The 26,119-nt window shown below is 47.9% G+C and carries 25 protein-coding genes and 1 riboswitch; all 25 genes read left to right on the top strand.

From position 1 onward, the window contains the following. The first annotated feature begins 22 nt into the window (after positions 1–22). The 25 genes from prmC to C161_RS00685 all read left to right on the top strand — a co-directional run bounded on the left by prmC (position 23) and on the right by C161_RS00685 (position 26,032). Complete coding sequence (prmC, locus tag C161_RS00805) at positions 23–907, top strand: peptide chain release factor N(5)-glutamine methyltransferase (RefSeq protein ID WP_084649989.1); 885 nt, start codon at positions 23–25, stop codon at positions 905–907. A gap of 85 nt (positions 908–992) precedes the next feature. Next, positions 993–2,213, top strand: a complete 1,221-nt coding sequence (locus C161_RS00800) for an FtsW/RodA/SpoVE family cell cycle protein (protein ID WP_036667776.1) — start codon at positions 993–995, stop codon at positions 2,211–2,213. Between the two features lie 269 nt (positions 2,214–2,482). Beyond that, the gene (locus C161_RS00795; protein WP_036667775.1) at positions 2,483–3,703 is read left to right on the top strand and encodes an FtsW/RodA/SpoVE family cell cycle protein; all 1,221 of its coding nucleotides are present in this window, start codon (positions 2,483–2,485) and stop codon (positions 3,701–3,703) included. 256 nt (positions 3,704–3,959) lie between these two features. Next, a complete protein-coding gene (gene spoIIR / locus C161_RS00790) occupies positions 3,960–4,619 on the top strand; it encodes a stage II sporulation protein R (protein WP_036667774.1) in 660 nt (219 codons plus the stop codon). Positions 4,620–4,856: 237 nt separating this feature from the next. Continuing rightward, complete coding sequence (locus C161_RS00785; protein WP_442789421.1) at positions 4,857–6,056, top strand: L-threonylcarbamoyladenylate synthase; 1,200 nt, start codon at positions 4,857–4,859, stop codon at positions 6,054–6,056. A gap of 176 nt (positions 6,057–6,232) precedes the next feature. Then, positions 6,233–6,793, top strand: a complete 561-nt coding sequence (locus tag C161_RS00780; RefSeq protein ID WP_036667772.1) for a manganese efflux pump MntP — start codon at positions 6,233–6,235, stop codon at positions 6,791–6,793. A gap of 58 nt (positions 6,794–6,851) precedes the next feature. Next, positions 6,852–7,424, top strand: a complete 573-nt coding sequence (locus C161_RS00775; protein WP_036612575.1) for a low molecular weight protein arginine phosphatase — start codon at positions 6,852–6,854, stop codon at positions 7,422–7,424. Between the two features lie 96 nt (positions 7,425–7,520). Beyond that, positions 7,521–7,602, top strand: a riboswitch (ZMP/ZTP riboswitch). Positions 7,603–7,743: 141 nt separating this feature from the next. Then, positions 7,744–8,337, top strand: a complete 594-nt coding sequence (locus C161_RS00770; RefSeq protein WP_036667770.1) for a TIGR01440 family protein — start codon at positions 7,744–7,746, stop codon at positions 8,335–8,337. Between the two features lie 216 nt (positions 8,338–8,553). Next, positions 8,554–9,804, top strand: coding sequence for a serine hydroxymethyltransferase (glyA, locus tag C161_RS00765; protein WP_036667769.1), 1,251 nt, complete (start codon positions 8,554–8,556; stop codon positions 9,802–9,804). A gap of 429 nt (positions 9,805–10,233) precedes the next feature. Continuing rightward, a complete protein-coding gene (gene upp, locus C161_RS00760) occupies positions 10,234–10,863 on the top strand; it encodes a uracil phosphoribosyltransferase (RefSeq protein ID WP_017691929.1) in 630 nt (209 codons plus the stop codon). A gap of 37 nt (positions 10,864–10,900) precedes the next feature. Next, the gene (gene wecB, locus C161_RS00755) at positions 10,901–12,058 is read left to right on the top strand and encodes a non-hydrolyzing UDP-N-acetylglucosamine 2-epimerase (protein WP_036667768.1); all 1,158 of its coding nucleotides are present in this window, start codon (positions 10,901–10,903) and stop codon (positions 12,056–12,058) included. Positions 12,059–12,243: 185 nt separating this feature from the next. Next, a complete protein-coding gene (locus C161_RS00750; protein WP_017691931.1) occupies positions 12,244–12,498 on the top strand; it encodes an AtpZ/AtpI family protein in 255 nt (84 codons plus the stop codon). Then, on the top strand, positions 12,491–12,868 hold the full coding sequence (locus C161_RS00745; protein ID WP_017691932.1) for an ATP synthase subunit I: 378 nt from the start codon (positions 12,491–12,493) through the stop codon (positions 12,866–12,868). The genes C161_RS00750 and C161_RS00745 overlap by 8 nt, the downstream gene beginning before the upstream one ends. Positions 12,869–12,913: 45 nt before the next feature. Beyond that, entirely contained in the window at positions 12,914–13,732 is an 819-nt protein-coding gene (gene atpB / locus C161_RS00740) for a F0F1 ATP synthase subunit A (RefSeq protein WP_017691933.1), read from the top strand. A 78-nt stretch (positions 13,733–13,810) separates the two neighbouring features. Beyond that, the gene (gene atpE / locus C161_RS00735; protein ID WP_017691934.1) at positions 13,811–14,035 is read left to right on the top strand and encodes a F0F1 ATP synthase subunit C; all 225 of its coding nucleotides are present in this window, start codon (positions 13,811–13,813) and stop codon (positions 14,033–14,035) included. Positions 14,036–14,148: 113 nt separating this feature from the next. Next, the gene (gene atpF / locus C161_RS00730) at positions 14,149–14,637 is read left to right on the top strand and encodes a F0F1 ATP synthase subunit B (protein WP_036612568.1); all 489 of its coding nucleotides are present in this window, start codon (positions 14,149–14,151) and stop codon (positions 14,635–14,637) included. Then, complete coding sequence (locus C161_RS00725; protein ID WP_036667767.1) at positions 14,634–15,182, top strand: F0F1 ATP synthase subunit delta; 549 nt, start codon at positions 14,634–14,636, stop codon at positions 15,180–15,182. Before atpF ends, C161_RS00725 begins: the two co-directional genes overlap by 4 nt. 16 nt (positions 15,183–15,198) lie before the next feature. Continuing rightward, the gene (gene atpA / locus C161_RS00720; protein WP_036612563.1) at positions 15,199–16,713 is read left to right on the top strand and encodes a F0F1 ATP synthase subunit alpha; all 1,515 of its coding nucleotides are present in this window, start codon (positions 15,199–15,201) and stop codon (positions 16,711–16,713) included. Between the two features lie 169 nt (positions 16,714–16,882). After that, positions 16,883–17,755, top strand: a complete 873-nt coding sequence (gene atpG, locus C161_RS00715; RefSeq protein ID WP_036612560.1) for an ATP synthase F1 subunit gamma — start codon at positions 16,883–16,885, stop codon at positions 17,753–17,755. A gap of 95 nt (positions 17,756–17,850) precedes the next feature. Continuing rightward, the gene (gene atpD, locus C161_RS00710; protein ID WP_036612557.1) at positions 17,851–19,254 is read left to right on the top strand and encodes a F0F1 ATP synthase subunit beta; all 1,404 of its coding nucleotides are present in this window, start codon (positions 17,851–17,853) and stop codon (positions 19,252–19,254) included. A 60-nt stretch (positions 19,255–19,314) separates the two neighbouring features. Next, a complete protein-coding gene (locus C161_RS00705) occupies positions 19,315–19,719 on the top strand; it encodes a F0F1 ATP synthase subunit epsilon (RefSeq protein ID WP_036612555.1) in 405 nt (134 codons plus the stop codon). Positions 19,720–20,325: 606 nt separating this feature from the next. Then, complete coding sequence (locus tag C161_RS00700; protein ID WP_017691941.1) at positions 20,326–20,583, top strand: DUF1146 family protein; 258 nt, start codon at positions 20,326–20,328, stop codon at positions 20,581–20,583. A gap of 522 nt (positions 20,584–21,105) precedes the next feature. Then, on the top strand, positions 21,106–22,452 hold the full coding sequence (gene murA, locus C161_RS00695; protein ID WP_017691942.1) for a UDP-N-acetylglucosamine 1-carboxyvinyltransferase: 1,347 nt from the start codon (positions 21,106–21,108) through the stop codon (positions 22,450–22,452). 467 nt (positions 22,453–22,919) lie between these two features. Further along, a complete protein-coding gene (spoIID, locus tag C161_RS00690) occupies positions 22,920–24,260 on the top strand; it encodes a stage II sporulation protein D (protein WP_036612551.1) in 1,341 nt (446 codons plus the stop codon). 1,031 nt (positions 24,261–25,291) lie between these two features. Continuing rightward, on the top strand, positions 25,292–26,032 hold the full coding sequence (locus C161_RS00685; protein ID WP_036667765.1) for a M23 family metallopeptidase: 741 nt from the start codon (positions 25,292–25,294) through the stop codon (positions 26,030–26,032). Positions 26,033–26,119 lie beyond the last annotated feature (87 nt).

Genomic DNA, 26,119 nt, shown 5'->3' with positions numbered 1-26,119 from the left:
TGTGACCCGCGCGCAGTTTGTCATGACGCCGGAACAGAGCTGTCGGGAAGCCTTCGTGGAGGCTTCCTCTTTTTTGGAGAAGTGCGGCGTGTACGAGCCGCAAAACAATGCCCGGCTGCTGCTGGAACATGTACTCGGCGTTTATGGCGCCGCGTACTACATGATGCAGCCGGAGCCTTTTCCCAGCGAGCATCGCAGCCGCTGGGAGAACGCCGTCACGCGCAAGGCTGCGGGTGAGCCGGCGCAATACATTATCGGCAGCCAGGAATTCTATGGGCTGCCGTTCGAGGTCACGCCGGCCGTGCTGATTCCGCGGCCGGAGACTGAGCTGTTGGTCGAGGCTGTGCTGCGCGAAGCCGACCGCGTGTTTCCTGACGGCGCTCCGCTCGCCGTCGATATTGGCACGGGCAGTGGCGCCATCGCGGTGACGATGGCTTCACTGCGCCCGCGCTGGCAGGTCGGCGCCGGAGATCTCTCGGCGGCTGCCCTGCAAGTGGCCGCGCGGAATGCGGCCGCGAACGGGGTACAGATCGACTTCCGTGAAGGCGATCTGCTGGCCCCGTTCGCCGGGGCCCGGGTGGACATCCTGGTGTCCAACCCGCCATACATCCCGGCGGCTGATATCGCCGGGTTACAGCAAGAGGTGCGCGATCATGAGCCGCGCATGGCATTGGACGGCGGTCCGGACGGGCTTGCACCGTACCGTATCATGCTGGAGCAGTTGGCGCTGTTGCCTACGCCGCCGCAGATCATTGGTTTTGAGCTGGGCCAAGGGCAGGCTCGCGACATCGCAGCTTTGCTTGAAACGGCGGGACATTGGCCGGAAATTATCATTGTACCGGACCTTGCCGGAATCGAGCGGCATGTCCTGGGTGTTCGTACTTCGGAACAGGTGACGAAAATGTAAGGTTCCGCGGGTTTTCTTTTTGCCGTGAAATCCTCTACAATGAGATATACCGAAGATTTCTGAATGCTTGGGGGAACATAATTACATGCTGCACAAATTTAAAAAGATAGACTATTCTATTGTCTTTATACTCGTTATTCTGATGGGTATCAGTATTTTATCGATTTACAGTACAACGTTTGGTCGTCCAAAGCTGGAGGGACTCCCGAAAAGCGCAGTGATCTTTTATATTTTGGGCTTCGTAGTCTTTTTTGGGATGTCGATGATCAACTATAAATTCATAATCAAAAATTATTTATATATCTATGGCGTGGGGATGCTCCTGCTCATATTCGTTATGTTCTTTGGTAAGGAGTATTATGGTGCAAAAGGTTGGCTGTCCATCTTCGGGGTCAGTTTGCAGCCTGCTGAATTGTTCAAGTTATGCCTGATTGTGTTTTTATCGGCCTTTTTGGCCCGAAAGAAGAACCGTCCGCTCTATTTTGGACGTGACGTTATCCCGATTACACTCTGTGTTCTGCCGCCGTTACTACTCGTATTGCTTCAAAATGACTTGGGAAATGCATTAAGCTATGTAGTCATTCTTGTGGGCCTACTGTGGATTGGTAACATTAAATTTACGCATGCCCTCATTGGCTTTATGATCGCAGTGGCTGCTTTTATCGGTGGTACACAGGCGTATATTCATTACCATGATGAGATTGTTAAATTCCTGAATGACATTGGACGTTCGCACTGGGCGGATCGTTTTGATCCTTGGCTTGTACCAGAGCTGACCTCAAGAGATGTACTCTGGCAGACGTATAATGCAAAGCTTGCGATTGGTTCTGGTGGGATTACAGGCAAAGGTTATATGGAAGGCACGACGATTCAGTCAAATCGGGTGCCGCTGGCCTATGCTGACTCCATCTTTGTGCAGATTGGGGAAGAATTTGGTTTCATCGGTGCCTCGGTACTGCTTCTCCTGTACTTTATCCTTATTCACAGGCTGGTGCTGATTGCACTGGAGTGTAAGGATCGCGCGGGGCCTTATCTCATTGTTGGGATCATAGCGATGCTGCTTTACCAGATCTTTGTTAATATTGGTCCATTCATTGGTCTGATGCCGTTGACAGGGATTACGCTGCCGTTTATCAGTTCGGGTGGTACCTCCATTATGATCAACATGATCAGCATGGGTCTTGTGATGAGTATTAAGGTCCACACCGAAGAGAACGAGGATATTCTTGGCTCTGCGGAACAACCGAGTATTACAGATCTGGTGAGAAAATTGCTAAGACGCAAGCCGTCGCAGCAGGAGCAATAACGCTCTCGAATCAAACCGTGAAATAACACGTAAGATTTATGTATATAAGCTAGATAACTATAGAGCCCTGGAACAGACCAACCCAAGTCACATTGGGTGGATGTTTTGGGGTTTTTATTGTTTTTAGAGTGTGAGTCGGGCCATTGAATGGTTTAATAGTCATCCTGAAGCATCCAGATTTCCATTTTATCATCCATTTTTATACAATGGTAATATTGAGTTCAATTGGAAATGATAGAATGCTAGATTTCAGGGGGATGGACAGCGTCATGTTGAGAATGTTGAAAAAGATGGACGGTGTGATTCTTTTTGTAATGCTGTTGCTCATGATTATTAGTGTATTTGCGATTTATAGCGGAACGCAGACAGATGCCAACCTGGCGAATCATCATGTCAAAACGATGTATTTCTATGTGGCCGGGTTCATTGCGGTGCTTGTGATCGGGCTTGTGAATTACAAGTTATACGTGAAATATGCGTTTTATTTGTATGGCTTGGGGATCATACTACTGATCCTGGCCAATGTCCTGGGAAGTTCAATCAATAACGCCAACGGTTGGCTGAAGCTTGGCGAAAACTTTTCTTTTCAACCGGCAGAGTTGTTCAAGATGATTCTGATTTTGTTCCTCGCCCATTTGATCGTGAAGAGACAACGAGGCACGCTGAAATTTTGGAGAGATATTGTGCCGATTGGCTGCTGGGCGTTTATTCCGTTTGCCCTTGTTATGGCTCAGAATGATTTGGGGAATGCGCTGGGGTATGTGGTGATTTTGGCTGCGGTATTCTGGATCGGAAATATGAGGCTGAAGCACGCATTGATTGCACTGGCGATTGTGGGAGTGGCGTTCTTTGGTTTTGTTAAAGCCTATACCTTCTACCATGGTGAAGTTTTCACTTTTCTTGAAAAGATAAAACGTGAGCATTGGGCGGAGCGGATTGATCCCTGGCTTGTACCGGAAAAGGCTACCTCAAAGGCTTCCTGGCATACGAAAAATGCAGGTTTAGCCATCGGTTCTGGGGGCATCATCGGCAAAGGTTACTTGCAAGGAACATCCGTTCAGAGTGGACGAGTCCCCTATACGTATTCTGATTCCATTTTTGTTGTGATCGCAGAGGAGTTTGGCTTTGTTGGTGCATCCGTACTGATTCTGTTGTACTTTATCCTGATCCACCGCATGGTGCTGATTGCTCTGGCATGTAGAGATCGCGCGGGACCCGTCATCATTGTAGGTATTATAGGAATGTTGTTGTATCAGGTGTTTGAGAACGTGGGGGCGTTTCTCGGACTGATGCCACTCACAGGAATTACGTTACCGTTCATTAGTTACGGCGGTACCTCTTTGCTTATAAATATGGCTTGCATCGGTGTAGTCATGAGCATTAAGTTGTACGGGCAAGAAGAAGAGGATGAACTTCTGATGGGGGAGCAGCAACCTCGGTTGTCGGAACGTTTATGGAATATGCTCAAGAAAGAGAAAAGTGCTGTGTAACTGTTGAGTCGGTGTAGGTGAAAAGTAAAGCGGTGGGACGTATAACGTGATCGTTTATAGGAATGAAGAGGTTGATTTGCCCTGTAACCAGGTGCGGATCAGCCTTTTTAACATGATAGGTGAGAAAGTGTAAATCATAGAAACGATTTAGTAGATTTATTGCAAATGCTAGGTTTACTTCCGTCTCTACCGGGCATACTGATAGACATGAGAGAGTTGCAGGTAGCGTGATCAGAGAGCCGAGGGGGAGAACGGAATGAGCAGAAGAATTGTAAAGCAAATTGGACTTATTATTGTATGTCTTATGTTGATTATCATGATGTGGGAAGGTCAGAAAACGGATGCAGCTGTGGCGGCCACAGCAATTCCAGAACAATCGATTCGCTTGCGTATTCTAGCAAACTCGGATGCACCGGGAGATCAATTGGTGAAACGTGAGATTCGGGATGCTGTCGTTGCTCAGATGGGCGAGTGGGTAGCCAAACTGGAGAATCCGCAAAGTCTGGATGAAGCGCGTAAGGTTATTCGTGAGCATTTGTCCGAGATTGAGAATAGAGTAGGAGAAGAGTTGGCCAGTCGCGGTTTAAATTATGAGTATCAGGTGGAGCTGGGTTCCGTTCCGTTCCCGACCAAACTATATGGTGGCACCGTCTATCCTGCCGGAGATTATGAAGCGGTTCGGATCACGCTGGGGGAAGGCAAAGGTCAGAACTGGTGGTGTGTGTTGTTCCCGCCGTTGTGCTTCATTGATGCAGGGACCGGGGATGCACTGGCGAAACCTTCAACCGTATCAGCCGCAGCGGCTGAACCAGGAGATGCAGAGGCATCTGTGCAGGGAGACACACCGGAAGCGAGATTCTTTCTGTGGGATATGGCTGTGAAACTATGGAGTTGGGTAACTGGATTATTCGCATAACAACGGATTTTTACTACAAAAAAGGGCGACTTCGATTCAGGAAGCTGCCCTTTTGATATGAATCGGTGGCGAGGTTATAGTGAGGCTCGTGCGTGGAGTGAAGTGTCAAGAGCATCCGAGGCGGTACAGGTGTGTTATAATTACTTATATTGAATATGGATATGAACTAACCTACTTGAAGTTTAGGAATGATGATATATGAGCAGAGAAAACGAACCATTGCAACACACCTCTGAGATGAGGGATGGTAGAGAAGAACGTGATATGAAAGCTCCGGGAGAGCTGGTCACCGAGATGTGGGATGTACGCGTCTTGGTGAGCGCTGAAAATGATCACGGAATGGGTAATATTGAAATGTTGGATGTGAAAAAGGGGAGCGCTGATCAACAGGCGCTCGCCGACTTGCAGACTGCCGCAGCCTGCATTCGTCAAGGTCAGACGGTGGCCTTTCCGACCGAGACGGTCTATGGCTTGGGTGCCGATGCGCGTAGCACAGCAGCCGTGGAGGCTGTATTTGTCGCCAAAGGCCGACCTTCCGACAATCCATTGATTGTGCATATCGCGAACCGTGACCAGTTGGATGCGCTGGTCACGGAAGTGAATGAAACGGCGGAAGCGCTGATGGCGGCCTTCTGGCCGGGACCACTGACGCTGGTGTTGCCGGTTAGGCCGGGGGCGGTGTCCCCGCGTGTCACCGCGGGTCTGGACACGGTGGCCGTGCGCATGCCGGACCATTCGGTGGCCTTGCAGTTAATCGCGGCGGCGGCATGCCCTGTGGCTGCGCCAAGCGCCAACCGCTCCGGGCGGCCAAGCCCGACACTCGCGTCTCATGTGCGCGAGGATCTGGATGGCCGCATCGGCGGCATTGTGGACGGCGGCCCCACCGGGGTGGGCGTCGAGTCCACGGTTGTGCAGGTCGGTGACGACGGTACCGTCACCATCCTGCGCCCTGGCGGCATTACGGCGGAACAACTGTCCGCCGTTGCCGCCAGTGTCGCCACGGACCCCGCGCTGCTCGCGGAGGGGGCCGATGGCGTGGGTAGCCCGGCGCCACGCTCGCCGGGCATGAAGTACACGCACTACGCACCCGCAGGGGCGCTGTGCGTGGTAGAGGGGCCGCCCGCAGCGGTGGCGGCCTGGATCAGCGCCGCCCTCGCAGAGGCGGCGCAGCGCGGAGAGCGCACCGCTGTGCTGGCGTTCGCCGAGCACGCGGAGCAGTACCGCGCCGATGCCGTGTTCTCGCTGGGTGATGCCAGCGAGCTGGAAGAAGCAGCGCGCCGGCTATACGCCGCGCTGCGCAGCTGCGATGAGCAAGGCGCCACATATATTGTGGCTGAAGCCTGCTCACGCGAAGGGCTGGGAGCAGCCGTCATGAATCGGCTGCTCAAGGCTGCGGGGAACCAACTCATACAAGTTGGCAACCAGCAACCCTCATAACCTCTCCTGATCATACAGTCAGGAGAGCTAATCACTCTTTTTCCAAAACAAACTCAAGATTCTATAAAGCCAGCATCTGACCAGAGATCCGTCGCCGGTTGCCTTTCATCGGTCATGTTTAGGTCCTTGTCCGCATATCGTGTACAAGAACCTTTACGTGACTTGGGGGTATGGGGATGTGGGATGTGTCTGTCCATGTAGGGCAGTTGGTAACCATTTTGATCATGGCTATTGCGCTTGGCCTCGATGCGTTCTCACTCGGGATCGGAATTGGCATGAAGGGCATTCGGCTGCGGGATGTATTGCGAATCAGTATTGTAACGGCGCTATTTCATATCATCATGCCGCTCATCGGCATGTATATGGGCAAATACGTCAGCTCCCTGCTCGGTGATATTACGACGTATGCGGCAGGTGGATTGCTTGTTTTGCTGGGTGCTCATATGATTCTGAATGCATTCCGTGAAGGCGATACAAAGCTGGTGGACCACCGTTCCCTGCTCGGCGTTGTTTTGTTCTCCCTCAGCGTAAGTGTGGATTCATTCTCCGTTGGCGTTTCCTTAGGGATGTTTAGCAGTGATCTGATCTTAACTGTACTTGCTTTCGGTGTGTGTGGCGGGGTGATGTCGGTTATGGGTCTGCTATTAGGCCGTCGGGTGAGCCAGAATCTCGGGGATTACGGCGAAGCCATTGGTGGCGCAATCTTGCTTGCGTTTGGACTTTTGTTTATATTTTAGAATAAAACTTGAAATATCATATCATTCGCATCATATGTAAAATGGGGAGGCTAACACAATGAAACATATTTTATTCGTGTGTACAGGAAATACGTGCCGCAGCCCCATGGCAGAGGGGCTTTTGAGAAAACTGGCATCGGAGCGTGGCATTCAGGTAGAGGTTCGCTCCGCAGGTGTGGCAGCAACGTCGGGTATGCCGATCTCCCGACATGCTGAAGCGGTTTTGAGAGATCATAACGTTGAAGGTCCACCTCATTCCACACAGCTTAGCTCTAACCTGGTAGGTTGGGCCGATCTGGTTCTTACATTAACACGGAGTCATAAGCAGCATGTCATGCAGGTTTTTCCCGATTCAGTCCACAAAACCTATACATTGAAAGAATATGTGGAGGATGATGAACAGGTATTAAGTGATGTTCAGGAGTTGGACAGCCTGTTTGCAACGCTTGAGATGAAACGTGCCCTTGGCCAAGAGATCCTGGCATCGGAGCGTGAGCGAGCCATTGAGATTAGACAACGAATTCCAAGTTTCGACATCTCCGATCCGTTTGGAGGAAGTCGTGATGATTACAATATAGCTGCAGCTGAGATTCGGACGGCATTGGACCGGCTTTTGGATAAGCTGGGATAATTCTGATCCTGCGAGGCAGGTTATAGAAATAGGACACGTGATGTAAATTAACCGTTGATTTTAGCCGCGGGTTGTTTTATGATGAAGGGGAAAACAGGGATCCGGTGTAACTGGCGACGAAGTGGGCATAACCACGATGGAGCACCGGAACAAACGGCCGGTCGCCTGGGCAAAAGAGCAATTCTGCGTTACCCGCAGACTGCTCTTTTTTTCGTCTTTCATCTGATTATTCGCTATAATAGTACCTGAGATGCCGTGCAAGAATACGAAGGACAACCAAGAGACAGCAGGCATGATTTTATCGGGAGGCGATAATAGGATGACTATAGAGTTAGATTCGGAACAACCCGGATTGCAGGAACAGACCGCGTCTATTCTGCATGAACTGGCGCTTGCCGGACAGCTTGGGCCTGGACAGATCGTTGTGATCGGTACAAGCACAAGTGAAGTCGCAGGCGCTCGGATTGGTACGAGTGGTGCCATTGAAGTGGCGCAGCAGCTTCTTGCGGGTATACGCGAGGTGCAGGAAGAGTTCGGTTTTGACACGGTATTCCAATGCTGTGAGCATCTGAACCGTGCGCTGGTAATGGAACGTTTTGTGCTTACTCGACTTGGATTGACCGAGGTTGGTGCAGTACCCGTGCCCAAGGCCGGAGGTTCAATGGCATCCGCAGCATATCGTTCGCTGACCGATCCATGCCTGGCTGAACATGTGCAGGCCCATGCGGGACTGGACATTGGGGAGACGATGATTGGGATGCATCTCCGGCATGTAGCCGTACCCTATCGTACAGCGCTTCGCTATGTTGGAGATGCTCGTGTAACCACAGCGTTGACCCGTCCGAAGTTGATTGGCGGCGAACGCGCGGTGTATCGTATGGAAGAACAACCAGATTCGACATTTTGTGACTAACATATAAAGCGAGACTAATTGGGTTACACTCCTGACTTTGATTGCATCACCATCTTCCGATCGCTGTTATCCCCAGATTTTTTAATTCCCTATTTAAAAGGGGAAATCCGGTGATAAAGGCGACCACTTCGTTTCTTCAGATTGGTGTTGCACTCGCCGTTTTCGTGTAAACATTAGTTTCACTTTATAACTTCACTTATAACTGGGAGGAATTTAATCATGGAACAATTGCGCAAGAATGACCCGGCAGTACTGGAAGCGATGAATCTTGAACTGAAACGTCAACAGAACAACATCGAACTGATCGCATCCGAGAACATCGTAAGTGAAGCAGTAATCGAAGCAATGGGATCTGTTCTGACCAACAAGTACGCTGAAGGATATCCAGGTAAACGTTACTATGGCGGTTGTGAGCATGTGGACATCGTTGAAGACATCGCGCGTGATCGTGCAAAAGAATTGTTCGGAGCAGAACACGTGAATGTTCAACCTCACTCCGGTGCACAAGCGAACATGGCAGTATATCTTGCAGCGTTGAAACCTGGTGATACTGTACTTGGTATGAACCTTGCCCATGGTGGACACCTCACACACGGTAGCCCGGTTAACGCATCTGGTTTGCTGTACAACTTTGTAGCATACGGCGTACAGGAAGATACATTCCTGATTGATTATGATGAAGTACGCAAAGCGGCTTTCAAACACCGCCCTCGTCTGATCGTTGCAGGTGCAAGTGCATATCCGCGTACCATTGATTTTGAAAAGCTGGCTTCCATCGCCAATGATGTAGGCGCTTTGTTCATGGTGGACATGGCTCACATCGCAGGACTGGTTGCTGCTGGTTTGCATCCAAACCCGGTTCCACATGCGCATTTCGTTACAACAACTACACACAAAACGCTGCGTGGACCTCGTGGTGGTATGATTCTGTGCCGCAAAGCGTGGGCAGCAGCGATTGATAAAGCCGTATTCCCAGGTTCCCAAGGTGGACCTTTGATGCACGTGATCGCTTCCAAAGCGGTAGCATTCGGTGAAGCTTTGCAACCATCGTTCAAAACGTATGCTGAGAATGTCGTGAAAAACGCACAGGTTCTGGCTGAAACACTGATCGCTGAAGGATTGAACATCGTATCCGGTGGTACAGATAACCACTTGATGCTGATCGACACACGCAGTGTGAACATCACAGGTAAGGAAGCTGAGCATGTGCTTGATTCCATCGGTATTACCGTGAACAAAAATGCCATTCCATTCGACCCTACAAGCCCGTTTGTAACAAGTGGTATTCGAATTGGTACACCTGCTGCAACTTCCCGTGGCATGAACGAAGAAGCGATGGTTGCTATTGGTAAGATCATTGCCAAAACGCTGAAAAATCCAAAAGATACAACGAAGCTGGATGAAGCCCGTGCAGAAGTGACTGCACTGACAGACCAATTCCCGCTCTATACAGATCTTAAATACTAAAAAACTTTGCTCATGCTGTTTGTATTTGAGATGTTCTTAAAATGGGATACAAAAAAACGAAGCAGACAGAATGAGACCGCAGAAGCGAAGCGTTCGCCTTTATCCCCGGATTTTTCCCTTGTTAAAAGGAGAATAAAAAAAATCTGGGGATAACAGCGATCGAAGGATCATTCTGTAGGCGGAGTGCCATTGTATTCATCATTTTCATTTTCTTAACGACATAACAGCAGGAGCAAAACAGGACCGGATGGATCATTTTCCGGTCCTGTTTTTTATAGGATTCGGTAATCTGTAATGATTGGGTGCCCTTTGATGGTGTAATTCGTTGTTGGTGATGATATAATATACAGGATTTATCGAGCCCATGAATGGTGGCTAGGTATATTTGGAAATGCTGAACATGAAGAACTTACCGGAGGGACAAATTAGATGGGAAAATTAGTAATATGTGATCACCCTTTGATTCAACACAAACTGACGTTTATACGCGACATGCGTACGAATACGAAAGATTTTCGTGAATTGGTGGATGAAGTAGCAACGTTGATGGCTTATGAGATTACAAGAGATGTTGAACTGGAAACGATTGATGTACAGACACCTGTAGCTGCAACACAAGGTAAAGTTATCTCTGGACGTATGCTCGGACTGGTGCCGATTCTGCGCGCAGGACTCGGAATGCTGGATGGCGTTGTGAAATTGTTGCCAGCGGCAAAAGTTGGACATGTGGGTCTGTTCCGTGACCCGGAAACACTGCAACCGGTAGAATACTACACCAAACTGCCTACAGACGTAACAGAGCGTCAATTGATTGTAATTGATCCGATGCTGGCAACGGGTGGTTCGGCAATTGCAGCTATTGACGTGCTCAAAAAACGTGGCTGTACCCAAATCAAGATGATGAACCTGGTTGCGGCACCGGAAGGCGTAAAAGCTGTGCAAGATGCACATCCCGATGTGGACATCTATGTAGCAGCATTGGACGACCGTCTGGATGATCATGGTTATATCGTTCCAGGGCTTGGAGATGCAGGAGACCGTCTATACGGCACTAAATAAGCATATTGCATGCGGAGTAGAAAAGAGGCTTGCTCGAATGTCCAACAAAATTAAAGTTATGACGATCTTCGGGGTGCGTCCGGAAGCCATCAAGATGGCTCCGCTTATTTTGGAATTGCAGAAACACCCTGAGTCTATTGAATCTATTGTTTGCGTAACTGCGCAGCATCGCCAGATGTTGGATCAGGTACTTGAAGTTTTCGACATTCATCCCGATTATGATCTGGATGTGATGAAGGACCGTCAGACATTGAATGAAATTACAATTCGTGTTCTTGGCGGTCTGGAGCCAGTGTTAGCCGAAGCTAAGCCGGATATTGTACTGGTTCACGGGGATACATTAACTACCTTTGTAGCGAGCTACGCAGCATTCCTGCAACAGATTCAGGTAGGACATGTGGAAGCGGGGCTGCGGACGTGGAACAAGCTGTCTCCATATCCGGAAGAGATGAACCGTCAGCTGACGGGAGTACTGGCTGATCTACACTTTGCGCCTACGGATTGGTCTTCTTCCAATCTTGCCAAAGAAAATAAATCGGAGTCTAGTACGTACGTCACAGGCAACACGGTAACAGATGTGTTTCAATATACTGTACGGGAGGACTACACACACCCGGTACTTGATTGGGCCCAAGGCAAACGCCTTGTGCTGATGACAGCTCATCGCCGTGAATCTCAAGGCGAGCCTCACCGCAACATTTTCCAGGCCGTCAAACGGATTGCCGACGAATTCGAAGATATTGCCATCGTGTACCCGGTGCATCCAAGTCCTGCTGTGAAGGAGCCGGCTCACGCGATCTTGGGGAATCATCCCCGTATTCAATTAATTGATCCACTAGACGTGGTGGATTTGCATAACTTTTACCCGCACACTCACTTGATTTTGACCGATTCAGGCGGTTTGCAGGAAGAAGCACCTTCGTTTGGTGTGCCTGTGCTCGTATTGCGCGATACAACAGAACGCCCGGAAGGTATTGAAGCCGGAACGCTGGAATTGGTAGGTACCGAAGAGGAACGTGTGTATGAACGGACCAAAGCTCTGCTCACAGACAAAACCCTGTATGCAAGCATGAGCCAGGCTGCCAATCCATACGGTGATGGACATGCTTCGGAAAGAATTGTCAATGCGATTTTGCATCATTTCGGTGTAAATAGTGAACGTCCGGAATCATTTCACAGAAAATTCAAAAAATAATACATTTTTTCTGACGGATTTATAAAGGGCAAGCATACAGTTAAACTGTACGGTTTACGCGGGTTTATGGGCTTTGAGGGTCTGTATTCCCGTCGTTTCCCCCTTTAAAACGCTAAAATCATTCAATTGACAAAGGCTCTCATCATTCAGTAAAATTAACTGGGATTGCAAGGGTGGCGTGGAAAATGGCCGATTCGAACAAACCAAATTCATCCCGTAACCATGACGATAATGTATGGAAAGCGATGGGACTCGTGACAGCTTTTGGGATCGAGATTGCCATTCTCGCTGTTGCCGGATATTACGCTGGCTCCTGGTTGGACAAGACCATCGGAGGTAACGGAATATGGATCGCCGTAAGCGTTCTCTTTTTTCTTGCGGCAGGCGGTGTAAGCATCTACTTTATCGCGAAAAAAATCATGGGGGAAAGTGATGAGTGAACTAACCAGATACCGCAGATCGATGACTGTTTTCGTCATGTACTTTCTTATGATTTGTTTTCTCGCAGCGGCCTTTATGCCACGTGTGGAGACAATTGCTTTGGGACTGGCCCTGGGTACAGGAGTTAGCTGGATCAATGCATTTTACCTGGGCTACAAAGTAAGGAAAATGTCTGATGATGCGGCAGAAGGTAACTTGAAGCGTGTCAACTTGGGATTTTTGACAAGAGCGGCATTCGCTGTGCTCGGTATATTCATATCGATGCGCTTTCCGCAGTACTTCAATACATATGCGGTTGCAGGCGGTCTCGTCATTGCACAATATTCCTTATTGATTATAGGGATTGTCTATTCCCGCAGAGCAGAATGATGTTAAGGGCTGCAGCTTTCAAGTCGAGAAAGGGGTGAGAAAAATATGCATGAAGCTCCAATTATTATGCTTGGCGGATTTCGACTGGATCTATCGGTTCTGTTGATGCTGGTAGTTACAGGTGCAATTGTTTTTATTTTTGCTGTACTGGCAACACGGAGATTATCCGTTGAAAATCCCGGCAAGCTGCAAAATTTTATGGAGTGGGCAGTAGAATTCGTCCGCAATCTGATTTCCAGTACAATGGATATGAAGAAAGGTAAACATTTTATCTCTCTCGCTCTTTCCATGATTATGTTCATTTTTGTAGGGAACATGCTCGGACTTCCGCTCGTGGCTGTATCTGAGGTAACAGATGTTAATCAGGCACAGGTATTCGGTAAGCCGATTGTTACAGCGGTGGAGGCGTTTGAAAAAGCGCATGCCAAGGACCCTGAAGCACACCCACACGTTGAACTGGCCTGGTGGAAATCACCAACAGCTGACTTGTCTGTAACGATGGGACTTGCTCTCGTAGCGTTCCTTGTATCTCATGGACTTGGATTGTTCCGTAACACCAAAGGGTATCTCCAGCATTACTTCAAGCCATTCGCCTTGTTCTTGCCAATCAACTTGATTGAGACGGCATCCAAGCTGTTGACACACGGTATGCGTTTATTCGCGAATATCTTCGCTGGTGAGGTACTGATCGCAACGATCCTGAAACTGACCACATTCAAAGTGTTTGGTGCTATTGCAGCGATTCCGCTACTTATGGTGTGGCAAGGCTTTAGTATCTTTATCGGCGCGATCCAGGCATTTGTGTTTGTTATCTTGATGATGGTGTACATTTCACAGAGCATCGAGACGCATGACGAGCATTAAGTTTCAAGCCCTACGAAGATTTCTTCACCAGGCTGAACAATAAAAAATTCGATTTATCATTTTAAGGAGGATATACAAATGGGAGCAATGGCATTAATCGCAGCAGCAATTGTTGCAGGACTGGGCGCGTTTGGCGCAGGTATTGGTAACGGTATGGTAATCAGCAAAACGGTGGAAGGTATTGCCCGTCAACCGGAAGCAAAATCCACTCTTCAAACAACAATGTTTATCGGTGTAGGTTTGATCGAGGTATTGCCGATCATCGGTGTGGTACTCGCGTTCATGTTCTACGGTATGGCTTAATCAAATTTTAAAGGTTTGGCGGGGAAGGCCATAGCCATCCGCGCCTTCTTTTTAGGTAATGTCCGTTCTAACGGATGACGTTTCAAGGATACCTCCAGGAAGGAGTGAACAGATTGAGTTTCATATGGGAAAATACGCTTCTTGCGATTGTTGCATTTGCAATTTTATATTGGCTGCTTAGCCGTTATGCCTTCGGGCCTTTGTTCTCCATTATGGAAAAACGTCGTGAACTCGTGATGACGCAGATGAATGAGGCTGCACAGACTCGGGAACAGGCCATTGCCTATGTGGAGGAACAAAAACAAGCTCTTGAACAAGCACGTCAAGATGCTTACGACATCATTGAACAGTCCAAACAAACAGGTGGCAAACAAGCTGAATCGATTTTGGCTGATGCAAAAGCTGAAGCTAATCGTCTGAAAGACGATGCAGTACGCGAAATCGAGAGCGAGAAGAACAAAGCAGTCGCAGCACTTCGCAGCGAACTGGGTACAGCTTCCGTTCAGATTGCATCCAAGTTGATCAAAAAAGAAGTTGAGAACGGTCCTGCACAAGAAGAACTTGTGAACCAATACCTCAATGAGGTAGGAGGCCGACAATGAGCCGCGATACGATAGTTGCCAAGCGTTATGCGAAAGCATTGTTCGAAGTTGCTCTTCAGCAACAGCAGGTGCTTGAGGTTGAACAGGAACTGGTTGCGGTAGTCAGTGCATTGACCGGAGATGCAGATATCGAGAAATTTATCGTATCTCCTAATATCTCTGATGAAGTCAAGCAGAACGTGCTTCACTCAAGTCTTGATGGTAAGGTATCCGAACCTGTCCTTCGTACAGTTTTGTTGTTAATTGAACGCGGACGCGTTGAATTGCTGGGAGACTTGCTGAATGATTATCGGAAGATCCAAGGTGAGTCGCTGGGCATCGCTGATGCACGTGTCTACTCCACTTATGCGTTGAATGATGAAGAAAAAGAAGCGGTAGCCCGTGAATTCGGTGGCCGTGTGAATAAAAAGATTCGTATCGAGAACATTGTTGATCCGACTCTGCTGGGCGGATTGAAAGTCGCCATTGGCGATACGATCTATGACGGCAGCTTGGCTGGCAAGCTCGAACGTCTTGAGCAGTCTTTTAACAGACGAGTACAGTAGATTGGGGTGAGGACACTTGAGTATCAAACCAGAAGAAATCAGTACATTAATTAAGAGCCAAATCGAACAATACAAGACCGATATCGATGTAGTCGAAGTCGGGACGGTAATCGAGGTTGGTGATGGTATCGCTCGTGTTTACGGACTTGAGAACGTCATGTCCAACGAGTTGGTTGAATTCCCAAGCGGTGTTATGGGACTCGCCATGAACGTCGAAGAAAGCAATGTCGGTGTCGTTATCTTGGGACCTTACTACGATATTCGTGAAGGTGACCAAGTGAAACGTACTGGCCAAATCATGCAAGTGCCTGTAGGCGAAGCATTGATTGGACGCGTTGTGAACCCGCTCGGTATTCCTGTAGATGGCAAAGGGCCAATCGCTACAACGGAATTCCGTCCGGTTGAAGGTAAAGCACCAGGCGTAATGGATCGTAAATCGGTTCATGAGCCGATGCAAACAGGGATCAAAGCCATTGATGCAATGGTTCCAATCGGTCGTGGACAACGTGAGTTGATCATCGGTGACCGTCAAACAGGTAAAACATCCATCGCGATTGATGCGATCCTGAACCAAAAAGGTAGCGGCATGAAGTGTATCTATGTGGCTATTGGTCAGAAACAGTCTACGGTTGCTCAAGTTGTGGAAACTCTTCGTCGTAAAGGCGCAATGGAGTACACAATCGTTGTAACTGCAGCAGCTTCCGATCCATCACCACTCTTGTACATCGCACCGTATTCCGGATGTTCGATGGGTGAGTACTTCATGTACAAAGGCGAGCACGTTCTGGTTATCTATGATGACTTGACCAAACAAGCCTCTGCATATCGTGAGCTTTCCTTGTTGCTTCGTCGTCCACCGGGCCGTGAGGCTTATCCGGGTGACGTCTTCTACCTGCACTCCCGTTTGCTGGAGCGTGCTGCGAAGCTGAATGATGAACTGGGTGGTGGTTCTTTAACCGCACTGCCGTTCATTGAAACACAAGCCTCCGACGTATCAGCATACATTCCAACGAACGTAATCTCCATCACGGACGGACAAATCTTCCTGGAAGCTGACTTGTTCAATGCTGGACAACGCCCGGCAATCAACGTAGGTATTTCCGTATCTCGTGTCGGTGGTTCTGCTCAGATCAAAGCGATGAAAAAGGTTGCAGGTTCCCTGCGTCTCGACCTCGCTCAATATCGTGAGCTTCAAGCGTTCTCCCAGTTTGGTTCCGATCTGGACAAAGCGACTCAGGCTCGCCTGAATCGTGGTGCACGTATGATGGAAATCCTGAAGCAAGGTGTAAACCAGCCTCTGGCCGTAGAACAACAGGTGGTCAGCTTGTACACAGCCGTTAAAGGATTCCTGGATGAAATTCCTACAGGTGATGTGACTCGTTTCGAAGGTGAGTTCCTTGCCTTCATGGAGAGCAGTCATCCGGAAATTCTTGCATCCATCCGTGATACTAAAGAATTGACTGCAGACAACGAAAATGCACTGAAAGGTGCAATTGAGAAGTTCAGAAAGAGCTTTGCTGTCTCTGTCTAAATAAATGACTGCAGGTGCGGAGTTGTCTAACCGATTCCGCATGTCTGCATGTAATACTTTGACTCTGTCAAAAAAAGATGATGCTTACGAAGTAACTTTGACCCCGTCAAAGTAGGGTTGTGCTTACGATGTAGTTTTGACTTTGTCAAAACTTTAAGGTGGTGAAATCATGGCAAAAGGCATGCGCGAAATTAAGCGGCAAATTAAAAGCGTACAAAGCACCAAGCAGATCACCAAAGCAATGGAGATGGTAGCTGCTGCAAAACTGCGTAAAGCGCAGGAAAAAGCGGAAGCAGCCCGTCCTTATTCGGAGAAACTGAAAGAAGTTGTAGCTAGTATTGCATCAAGCACGCAAGGTATACAGCATCCGATGCTGGAGAGCCGTCCGGTCAAAAAGACAGCTTACCTGATCATTACATCGGACCGTGGTCTTGCAGGTGGATACAATGCGAACGTTTTGCGTCAGGTTAATCAGACGCTCAAAGAGCGCCACAACTCCCAGGATGACTACGAATTGTTCGTCATTGGACGTAAAGGACGCGATTACTTCAGACGTCGTGAAATTGCGATGGCATCCACAACAACGGATCTGTCGGATTCGCCTTCATTTGCAGACATCAAATCCATCGCACACGAAGCTGTTCATGGGTTTGAACTGGCTGAATTTGATGAATTGTACATTTGTTATAACCGCTTTGTGAATGCGTTGACCCAGATTCCTACGGTAGAAAAACTTCTTCCGATGGAAACACCTGAGGTAACTGCTGCGGAAGGACCAACGGCAAGCTACGAATACGAGCCGTCTGCTGAAGCTGTACTGGAGGTTCTGCTTCCGCGTTACGCGGAAACGCTGATCTATGGTGCACTTCTGAACGGTAAGGCAAGTGAGCTCGGCGCGAAAATGACGGCAATGGGTAATGCAACCAAAAATGCATCTAAACTCATTAACGACTTGTCATTGACCTATAACCGTGCCCGTCAAGCGGCGATTACGCAGGAGATTACGGAAATTGTGGCAGGTGCCAACGCAGCACAAGGCTAACCGTTTTTTTATTAATGAAGGCTTGCAGAGCAAAGATAAACGAACGGTACATTATTTTTGCAAAAGTAGCAGGCTTGTAGGAGGGGAACGTTAAGATGAACAAAGGACGCGTTGTGAGCATCATGGGTCCGGTTGTTGACGTCGAGTTTGATCGCGGCGGTCTGCCGGAAATCCTCAATGCCATTACGATCACTACAGTAAGTGAGAGCGGCGTAAGTGTGAACCTTACACTCGAAGCTTCGAGACATCTGGGTGACAACCGAGTACGTTGTATTGCGATGTCCTCCACGGATGGACTTGTTCGTGGTATGGAAGCTTTAGATACAGGAGCACCAATCTCTGTACCCGTCGGAGAAGCAACACTGGGTCGTGTATTTAACGTACTCGGCGAAGCAATTGATACTGGCGGTGCCGTAGCTGCTGAGCACAAGAACCCGATTCACCGTTCAGCACCTGCATTTGATGAACTGACTACCCAAGCAGAAATGCTGGAGACAGGAATCAAAGTTATCGACTTGCTTGCTCCTTACGCTAAAGGTGGTAAAATCGGTCTCTTCGGTGGTGCCGGTGTAGGTAAGACGGTAACCATTCAAGAATTGATCAACAACATCGCACAAGAGCACGGCGGTATCTCCGTATTTGCGGGTGTTGGTGAGCGTACACGTGAAGGTAATGACTTGTATCACGAGATGAGTGATTCCGGCGTTATCAACAAAACAGCAATGGTTTTCGGACAAATGAACGAGCCTCCAGGCGCACGTCTTCGTGTAGCCCTCACAGGTCTGACGATGGCGGAATACTTCCGTGATGAAGAAGGCCGTGACGTGTTGCTCTTTATCGATAATATCTTCCGTTTCACCCAAGCGGGTTCAGAAGTATCTGCCTTGCTTGGACGTATGCCTTCCGCGGTAGGTTACCAACCTACGCTGGCAACAGAAATGGGTCAACTGCAAGAACGTATCACATCAACGAAAAAAGGTTCTGTAACATCCATCCAGGCCATCTACGTGCCTGCGGATGACTACACTGACCCGGCTCCTGCAACGACGTTTGCCCACTTGGATGCAACGACGAACTTGGAGCGTAAAATTTCCGAGATGGGTATCTACCCTGCGGTAGATCCACTGGCTTCCAGCTCCCGGATCTTGTCCCCTGAAGTTGTAGGTGAAGAACACTACAGCGTAGCTCAAGGCGTTAAACGTATCTTGGCACGTTACAATGAATTGCAAGATATCATTGCAATCCTGGGTATGGACGAGTTGAGTGAAGAAGATAGAGCGCTTGTATACCGTGCTCGTAAAATCCAACGTTTCTTGTCCCAGCCTTTCCACGTTGCTGAAGCATTTAACGGTATTCCAGGTAAATACGTTCCGGTTAAAGAAACGGTGCGCAGCTTTAAAGAGATTCTCGAAGGTAAGTATGATGATCTTCCGGAAGCAGCTTTCCTCTTTGTTGGTACAATTGAAGAGGCAGTGGAGAAAGCCAAAACACTGGTTTAGTCTGAATCCAGGATTGTCCTTATGTGGGCTATCCTTCGGATAGTTTCAGGAGGGATGGAATTGAGCACCTTTTTGTTGGAAATCGTAACACCCGAGCGTTTGGTCTATTCAGAACAGGTGAATAGCATTACGGCTCGTGGTATTGAAGGGGAACTGGGCATTCTGCCAGGTCATATTCCTATGGTTACACCTTTGCAGATTGCACCAATCTATATCCATAACGGAAAAGAAAATAAACGAGTTGCTATCGGTGGCGGGTTTATCGAAGTTCGTAAAGATAAGGTTGTTGTACTCGCAGAGAGTGCTGAATTCCCGGAAAGCATTGATGTGGATCGTGCGCGTGCGGCGAAAGAGCGGGCAGAACGTCGGCTTGCAAGCCAAAGCAATCAGGACCACTTTGATCACCGTCGTGCAGAGATTGCGCTGCAAAAAGCGGTTAACCGGATTAATGTGTTCGGCAAATAAACGATTCTTTGAAGCCTGGCGGCTTAGTCTGCCGGGCTTTTTTGAGTTTGTTTAATAGAATTGTTTTATCGAATATATCAAAAGGGCTGACCACAAATCCATCCTATCCCTTCAGTAAACAGAAGTATTTTAAGCAAAATATTCACCGATTATGATTATTTGAATAGAATGTAGGACTAAAGTAGTGGGCGCATTTACCACTAAGAGAACCATTTTTTTCATGAGTAAATTTAAATTATTTCCGAGGAAATGACAGAATCGATATCGAAATAGCGCTCTTTTATGTCGTTTTAGTCACAAAATCCCGGCATTTTAAAATTAAAATATTTTAGAAGTGGAAATCAATGTAATTGACAATGTATGATGAAAGAGCCTATATTCCATAGAGTCAGCAGAAGCAGGAAGCTGCGTAGTAGATTCCATAGTCATGCACAGCCGCATTGTTGCTGCTCGGTGATTGGGCATCAGGAGATTCCTGCCTGGCAGGAGTAAATCTGACAGTACGCTCAGTATGTTGTGCTTAAGACATTCCAGTATACTAACAAGTTATGGGTGCCGGGCATATGATATGCTGATCGCTGCAACAAATGTGGAGGTAAAGAATATATGGATACTGATCTGACGAATCAGGTGAACCAAGCATTAAGCACCAATGGCTTGGTCTCAATCATCGTCTCCCTGTTATGTATTGCGTTGTCTTGGTGGGCTTTGACAAATCTCAAACTGGATTTAATCATCAGGCAGCCACGAGGTGCTCAGGGAAGACTGTTGCATTTGTTGCTCGCCATCATTTTGGGGCATGCCGTTGCTGGCTTTGTCATTGACTACTTGTCCTGGACTCAAATGTTGCGTAATTTGTTTTAATGTTGAGATGGTTGGTTAATCATCTGTTAGGTTCTTCAAGCTGCTCATTGTCGAATAACATCGATTAATTGTGTTAACAATTAGAGTATGAGTTGTCGGTAAAGAAATTAAGAAAAAAATGTGACGTAAAATTGGATGAATTTGAGATGTTTTATGTAAAAATGCTTGTATCGTACAATTCAACAATGTTATGATGGAAGTTAGGGAATTCACAATTGTTCACTTATTTTGTAGTTATAAACGGGATATCCGGTTCATGCCGGCTAATAACCATCCCACTCTGTCTGTTCTGATGCTCTGCTGGCTTGTAAGACACTGATTTTTACATGCTGAATAGCAAGATGCACGGCACATGGTATCATTGATATGGATTATAAAAACCAATTCTTTTCTGAACAGACATCTGTGGCAATATGCCAGAATATGTCGAAATTCCACACACAGCAACAGTCCTTTCTAGCATAGTGGGGCTTACGTATTCCGGAATGAAGAAAAGGGAATAAAAGCGCGGAGGGAACCATGATGAGCAAATTTATCGTCCGCGGTGGCAAAAGGTTGACCGGAAGTGTCAAAGTTAGCGGCGCTAAAAATTCTGTTCTTCCGATCATCGCTGCCTCTCTCTTAGGGGAAGAAGGACAAAGCGTTATTATTGACGCGCCTCCTCTAGACGATGTGATGACGATTAACAAGGTGTTGGAATCGCTGGGAGCGGGAGTTACATACCGGGACGAAGTGATTACCGTAAATGCGGAGAAACTTACTTCCTGTGAAGCCCCGTATGAATGGGTAAGTAAAATGCGGGCGTCTTTCCTGGTCATGGGGCCTTTGTTGACTCGAATGGGTCATACAAGAATCTCACTTCCTGGTGGATGTGCCATCGGTACACGGCCTATTGATCAGCATTTGAAAGGTTTTGAAGCCATGGGCGCAGAGATCAGCTTGGGCCAAGGTTATATCGAAGCTCGTAGCCAAGGTCGGTTGCGTGGCGCGAAAATTTATCTGGATGTGGCTTCCGTAGGTGCCACTCAAAATATTATGATGGCTGCAACATTGGCCGAAGGTGTAACTGTTCTGGAGAACGCGGCAAAAGAACCTGAGATTGTGGATCTTGCCAACTTCCTGAATGGGATGGGTGCCATCGTACGTGGTGCTGGTACTGGAGTGATCCGCATTGAAGGTGTGGAGAAACTGACAGGTGTTACACACACCGTTATTCCGGATCGGGTAGAAGCTGGTACGTATATGGCTGCTGCTGCAATTTCGGGCGGTGACGTGTACATTGAAGGTGCAATCTCTGATCATTTAGGCTCCGTTATCGCGAAGCTTGAAGAGATGGGTGTTACAATCCAACCGGATGAGAATGGCGTGCGTGTAATCGCAGATCGCCCTCTTAAGGCTGTGGATGTGAAAACATTACCATACCCAGGATTCCCGACCGATATGCAATCCCAGATGATGGCACTTTTGCTTGCATCTGAAGGAACAAGTGTCGTGACAGAGACTGTTTTTGAAAACCGATTCATGCATGTGGATGAATTCCAATTGATGAATGCGGAGATCAAAGTTGAAGGACGTTCGTCCATCGTCACAGGTAATGCCAAACTGAAGGGTGCCAAAGTAACGGCTACCGATCTGCGTGCGGGTGCCGCACTCATTATTGCAGGTCTTGTTGCTGAAGGTACAACGGAAGTGGGCGGTGTTCATCACATCGACCGTGGCTATGTACATCTCGCTGAGAAGCTTAACGGACTTGGCGCTGACATCTATCGGATCTCGGTTGATGAGCCTAAGCTGGAAGCAACCAAAGCACCTAGTGAAAAAGTGGAGAAAGAAGTACCGATGTTTAAGGTACAACCAACTTTGGCTTAACACTGGATTGAATAGAAAAAATATGGCCCTCTATTATGAGTCACACGGTTGTGTGGATTATGAATGCGATGGAACGTATATTGTAAAAAATGATAAAGCTAAGCCATCTGGCTTGGCTTTTTTTGTGTTTACTTTTAAGAAGACAACGAGATATTTGATACCTGATTCTATTAATAGCTGGTCCTAACTTGTATAGCATAACATCGTATTCTGTATCGATTCTGAACCAAATGAAAGAGCATACTTTATATGGGTGTCGGATCCAGCTAAACACCGGTATACAGCGACAGATCAACGTTTCTATGATGTACATAGCAAAAGAAAACAAGAAATTGAACAGAACGAAAAGGGCCTCGTTTCTCTCAAATCAGGTTCTATCAGATCAAGCCAGCTCATAACCTAAACTATGGATTTGAACAACACGACCGGCACATGACCGGCCATAGATAACGGAGGGTTATATTCGAATGAAAGAAGCTCGTGTACAGGTAAAGGTACCCCTTGTCCCTCGTCCAGGTATGCAAGAGCCGGAGGGAAATACCGTTTCTGGAGTGGAAAAAGACAAGCCTGCCCCATTGAACCTGAGGACTGTTCCATCACAGCCTGCAAGATTATCCAATCCAGGACGGGTGTCGGCAGATGAACTGAACCGAAAGACAACCGAGCATATTCATATACCTGTTATTGAGCTGGACCAGTTCCGCCGAGTGAAGCGTCGCCGAATGCGGACGTTTGGACGAAAACCCCGATGGGGACGTAATACGACGCGATGGCAACCTGCTGCCGCTGTATCTGCCTTATTGGCAATGGCGTTACTGATTCCGGTAATTCTGGTATGGCCGCGGACAAGCGAATCACCAAAGCCGATCCCTGCTCCAACAGATTCAAGCAGTACAAGAACCCCAGCTCCTGCGCCAGCCGTTCCTGTTACGTACCCTGAACCTAAAGTGCGCGTATACCTGTCTGCAACGGGCACAACGATGAATCTGCAACTGGAAGACTATGTTACCGGGGTGGTGGCAGCTGAGATGCCTGCGGAATTCAGACTGGAGGCGTTAAAGGCGCAGGCAATAGCTGCTCGTACATTTATCGTGCGTAGGTTAGCTGCGAGTGATACAAGCGGTGTTCCATCAGGTGCGGCGGATGTGACGGATACGGTCAACCATCAGGTGTTTATTCCGCCAGATCAGGTGAAAGCGGATTGGACGCGTCTAGGGAAGGCGAAGGAATGGGAGAAGCTGCAACAGGCTGTACGCGAAAGTCGAGATACGGTGATGACATATCAGGGCAAGGCAATCACCGCATCCTTTTTTTCCACAAGTAATGGGTATACCGAGAATGCGGAGGATGTATGGGGGAACGCTGTGCCGTATCTGCAAAGTGTAGACAGTCCGTGGGACAAAAATTTGGCACCAGGATTCAAGCAGACCGTCACCATGAAGCGTAATGATATTCTGCAGAAGTTAAACCTGGATGCCATTCCGGTTACCGCCGAGAAGGGTGGATCGTGGATGGAAGTATTGTCTACAACCAAAGGGCATCGGATTAAGGAAATGCAGATTGCAGGTGAGACATTCAGCGGACCCGAAGTTCGCAAGCTGCTTGGATTAAGATCCAGCCAGTTCAGTTGGAAGACCACAGGTGACGAGGTCCAAATTACAACGTTCGGGTATGGGCATGGGGTTGGCATGAGCCAATGGGGAGCAAACGGCATGGCGCAGGAGGGACACACGGCCACCCAAATTCTCAAACACTACTATACCGGCATTTCATTCGGACAGGCATCCAAGATGCTTGCATCGAAGTAGGAGAGATGAACACGGATGGATAAAGCGAAATAATTCGAATGAGTAAGAGTATGTGCGAATGTATACAAATGTATGTGAATGAGAGCAGTTTTGGTTTGGAACTCATCAGACTCTCCGTATATCATTGCGTGCTAACGAACCTGGGAGGCCTTATCAGGCGATATTACAACGAATGGAAATTCTAACGAATCTCAGACACGCTATATCACGACATACCACCGAACTGATCCGATAATAGCGCCCAAAAGAGTAATTAGCGTGTCTACGGTTCGTTAGAATTCCTAAGCCGCGATTTCCCCGCCAATAAGGCCGTCTGAGTTCGTTAGAAATATTTTATTAATCTAATCATTAACAAAATTGAGGATACTGCCATTCACTACATGCTCATTCGCAATAAGCAAGCCGAACCAGAACCAGAACGTTGAAATCAAGTTTCCAAGCCCTAAGGTTAAAAAATTGATTTATGTTCCCTGTCTACCAAGCAACTTCTAACTATACTGTAACCATTTTCATGATTTAGCTTCTTTCAAATCTAGATGTTAGATGGAACAGTCAGTATTGGCGTGCCTTGTCTATCTCTAATCTCACATCTCACTTTCAAAGAACCTGGGCGGTTTAAATCTGCATTATCCAGTCACATCCTATATCCTTTCTCTCACCGATAAATGCACTTCATAGAAGGATTGGCAACTACAGCCAATCCGGACCAGTCTACCAACACCCATTCCGGAGCTTTCGAGATTTGGCTATATATGCGGAGAGTGCTAGCCGTAAGGGGAGCGCAGGGGACAGAAAAGACCTGTAGAAGCGAAGCGTCCGCCTTTACTACCGGATTTCACCTTTGAAGAAGGTGATAGAAGAAATCTGGTAGTAACCAGCGGTCGAAAGGTTTTCTGGCCCCGAAGCGGCGCACCAACTAGCTGCACACACACTCCATATATAGCACTCTCTGAAACCTCCGTGAAAATAATTAGAGTCGCGCGTGTATAAAAGAGTTGCACCCGGTAACACTTGTTACTGAGGTGATTAACATGAATGAACAAAACAAAAAAACAAACCAAGAAGAAACTCCTAAAACAACTCAAGGAGTACCGGCTAGTCAGCCCTCTTCATGGAAAAGAGCAATGTCCAAACGCTGGGTCTTCCCGGCAGCCTACATCGCAGCAGCAGGCATTATACTAACCTTAGTGTGGGTCTATCAGGGCACAGGCGACAAAACGCTAAACTCGGACCCTGCTAGCGGGGTAGTAGAAACAGGCGCATCGGCGGGTACAGAAGGAACAGCAGTAGGTGGAGAAGAAGAAAGTGTGGAAGTTGTTGCAAAGTCGGAGAATTTTGTATGGCCGGTAGCGGTACCGTCCGAAATTTCGGTAGTGAAACCTTTCTATGATAGCGAAGCTTCAACCGAGGAACATGAAGCGGCAATGGTGCAGTACAATGATACATTCATCCCGAACACGGGTGTGGATCTGGCACGTGGGGATAACAAAACGTTTGAAGTCAAAGCAGCACTCGCCGGTAAAGTTACCCGGGTTGAGCAAAATCCGCTCACAGGTCAAGTTGTGGAAATCACACATAGCGATAACCTGAAGACGGTGTACCAAAGCTTGGCAGACGTCAAAGTGAAACAGGACGACGAAGTGAAACAGGGAGATGCGATTGCATCCGCTGGCGTCAATGAATTGGGTAAAACGCTTGGCAACCATCTTCACTTTGAAGTGTACGAAGACGGACAGCCGGTTAACCCGCAAGGATATCTTCCGGAAAAATAAATGAATTTTACCGCAGCAACATGACGGGCAGGGGGTTAAACCTCTGCTCTTTTTGTGCTTTTCAGAAAATAATGGGACCTTCGAAGC

This window comes from Paenibacillus sp. FSL R5-192, from assembly GCF_000517845.1.
Taxonomy (GTDB): domain Bacteria; phylum Bacillota; class Bacilli; order Paenibacillales; family Paenibacillaceae; genus Paenibacillus; species Paenibacillus amylolyticus.
Note: the sequence above shows the minus strand (reverse complement) of the source record. Positions and strands in the feature narration are given on the sequence as shown.

What these genes read in the sequence shown, in the direction of transcription:
- prmC (WP_084649989.1), top strand. Translation starts at nt 23, where the DNA reads ATGACGCCGGAACAGAGCTGTCGGGAAGCCTTCGTGGAGGCTTCCTCT.
- C161_RS00800 (WP_036667776.1), top strand. Translation starts at nt 993, where the DNA reads ATGCTGCACAAATTTAAAAAGATAGACTATTCTATTGTCTTTATACTC.
- C161_RS00795 (WP_036667775.1), top strand. Translation starts at nt 2,483, where the DNA reads ATGTTGAGAATGTTGAAAAAGATGGACGGTGTGATTCTTTTTGTAATG.
- spoIIR (WP_036667774.1), top strand. Translation starts at nt 3,960, where the DNA reads ATGAGCAGAAGAATTGTAAAGCAAATTGGACTTATTATTGTATGTCTT.
- C161_RS00785 (WP_442789421.1), top strand. Translation starts at nt 4,857, where the DNA reads ATGAGGGATGGTAGAGAAGAACGTGATATGAAAGCTCCGGGAGAGCTG.
- C161_RS00780 (WP_036667772.1), top strand. Translation starts at nt 6,233, where the DNA reads ATGTGGGATGTGTCTGTCCATGTAGGGCAGTTGGTAACCATTTTGATC.
- C161_RS00775 (WP_036612575.1), top strand. Translation starts at nt 6,852, where the DNA reads ATGAAACATATTTTATTCGTGTGTACAGGAAATACGTGCCGCAGCCCC.
- C161_RS00770 (WP_036667770.1), top strand. Translation starts at nt 7,744, where the DNA reads ATGACTATAGAGTTAGATTCGGAACAACCCGGATTGCAGGAACAGACC.
- upp (WP_017691929.1), top strand. Translation starts at nt 10,234, where the DNA reads ATGGGAAAATTAGTAATATGTGATCACCCTTTGATTCAACACAAACTG.
- wecB (WP_036667768.1), top strand. Translation starts at nt 10,901, where the DNA reads ATGTCCAACAAAATTAAAGTTATGACGATCTTCGGGGTGCGTCCGGAA.
- C161_RS00750 (WP_017691931.1), top strand. Translation starts at nt 12,244, where the DNA reads ATGGCCGATTCGAACAAACCAAATTCATCCCGTAACCATGACGATAAT.
- C161_RS00745 (WP_017691932.1), top strand. Translation starts at nt 12,491, where the DNA reads ATGAGTGAACTAACCAGATACCGCAGATCGATGACTGTTTTCGTCATG.
- atpB (WP_017691933.1), top strand. Translation starts at nt 12,914, where the DNA reads ATGCATGAAGCTCCAATTATTATGCTTGGCGGATTTCGACTGGATCTA.
- atpE (WP_017691934.1), top strand. Translation starts at nt 13,811, where the DNA reads ATGGGAGCAATGGCATTAATCGCAGCAGCAATTGTTGCAGGACTGGGC.
- C161_RS00725 (WP_036667767.1), top strand. Translation starts at nt 14,634, where the DNA reads ATGAGCCGCGATACGATAGTTGCCAAGCGTTATGCGAAAGCATTGTTC.
- atpG (WP_036612560.1), top strand. Translation starts at nt 16,883, where the DNA reads ATGGCAAAAGGCATGCGCGAAATTAAGCGGCAAATTAAAAGCGTACAA.
- atpD (WP_036612557.1), top strand. Translation starts at nt 17,851, where the DNA reads ATGAACAAAGGACGCGTTGTGAGCATCATGGGTCCGGTTGTTGACGTC.
- C161_RS00700 (WP_017691941.1), top strand. Translation starts at nt 20,326, where the DNA reads ATGGATACTGATCTGACGAATCAGGTGAACCAAGCATTAAGCACCAAT.
- murA (WP_017691942.1), top strand. Translation starts at nt 21,106, where the DNA reads ATGAGCAAATTTATCGTCCGCGGTGGCAAAAGGTTGACCGGAAGTGTC.
- spoIID (WP_036612551.1), top strand. Translation starts at nt 22,920, where the DNA reads ATGAAAGAAGCTCGTGTACAGGTAAAGGTACCCCTTGTCCCTCGTCCA.
- C161_RS00685 (WP_036667765.1), top strand. Translation starts at nt 25,292, where the DNA reads ATGAATGAACAAAACAAAAAAACAAACCAAGAAGAAACTCCTAAAACA.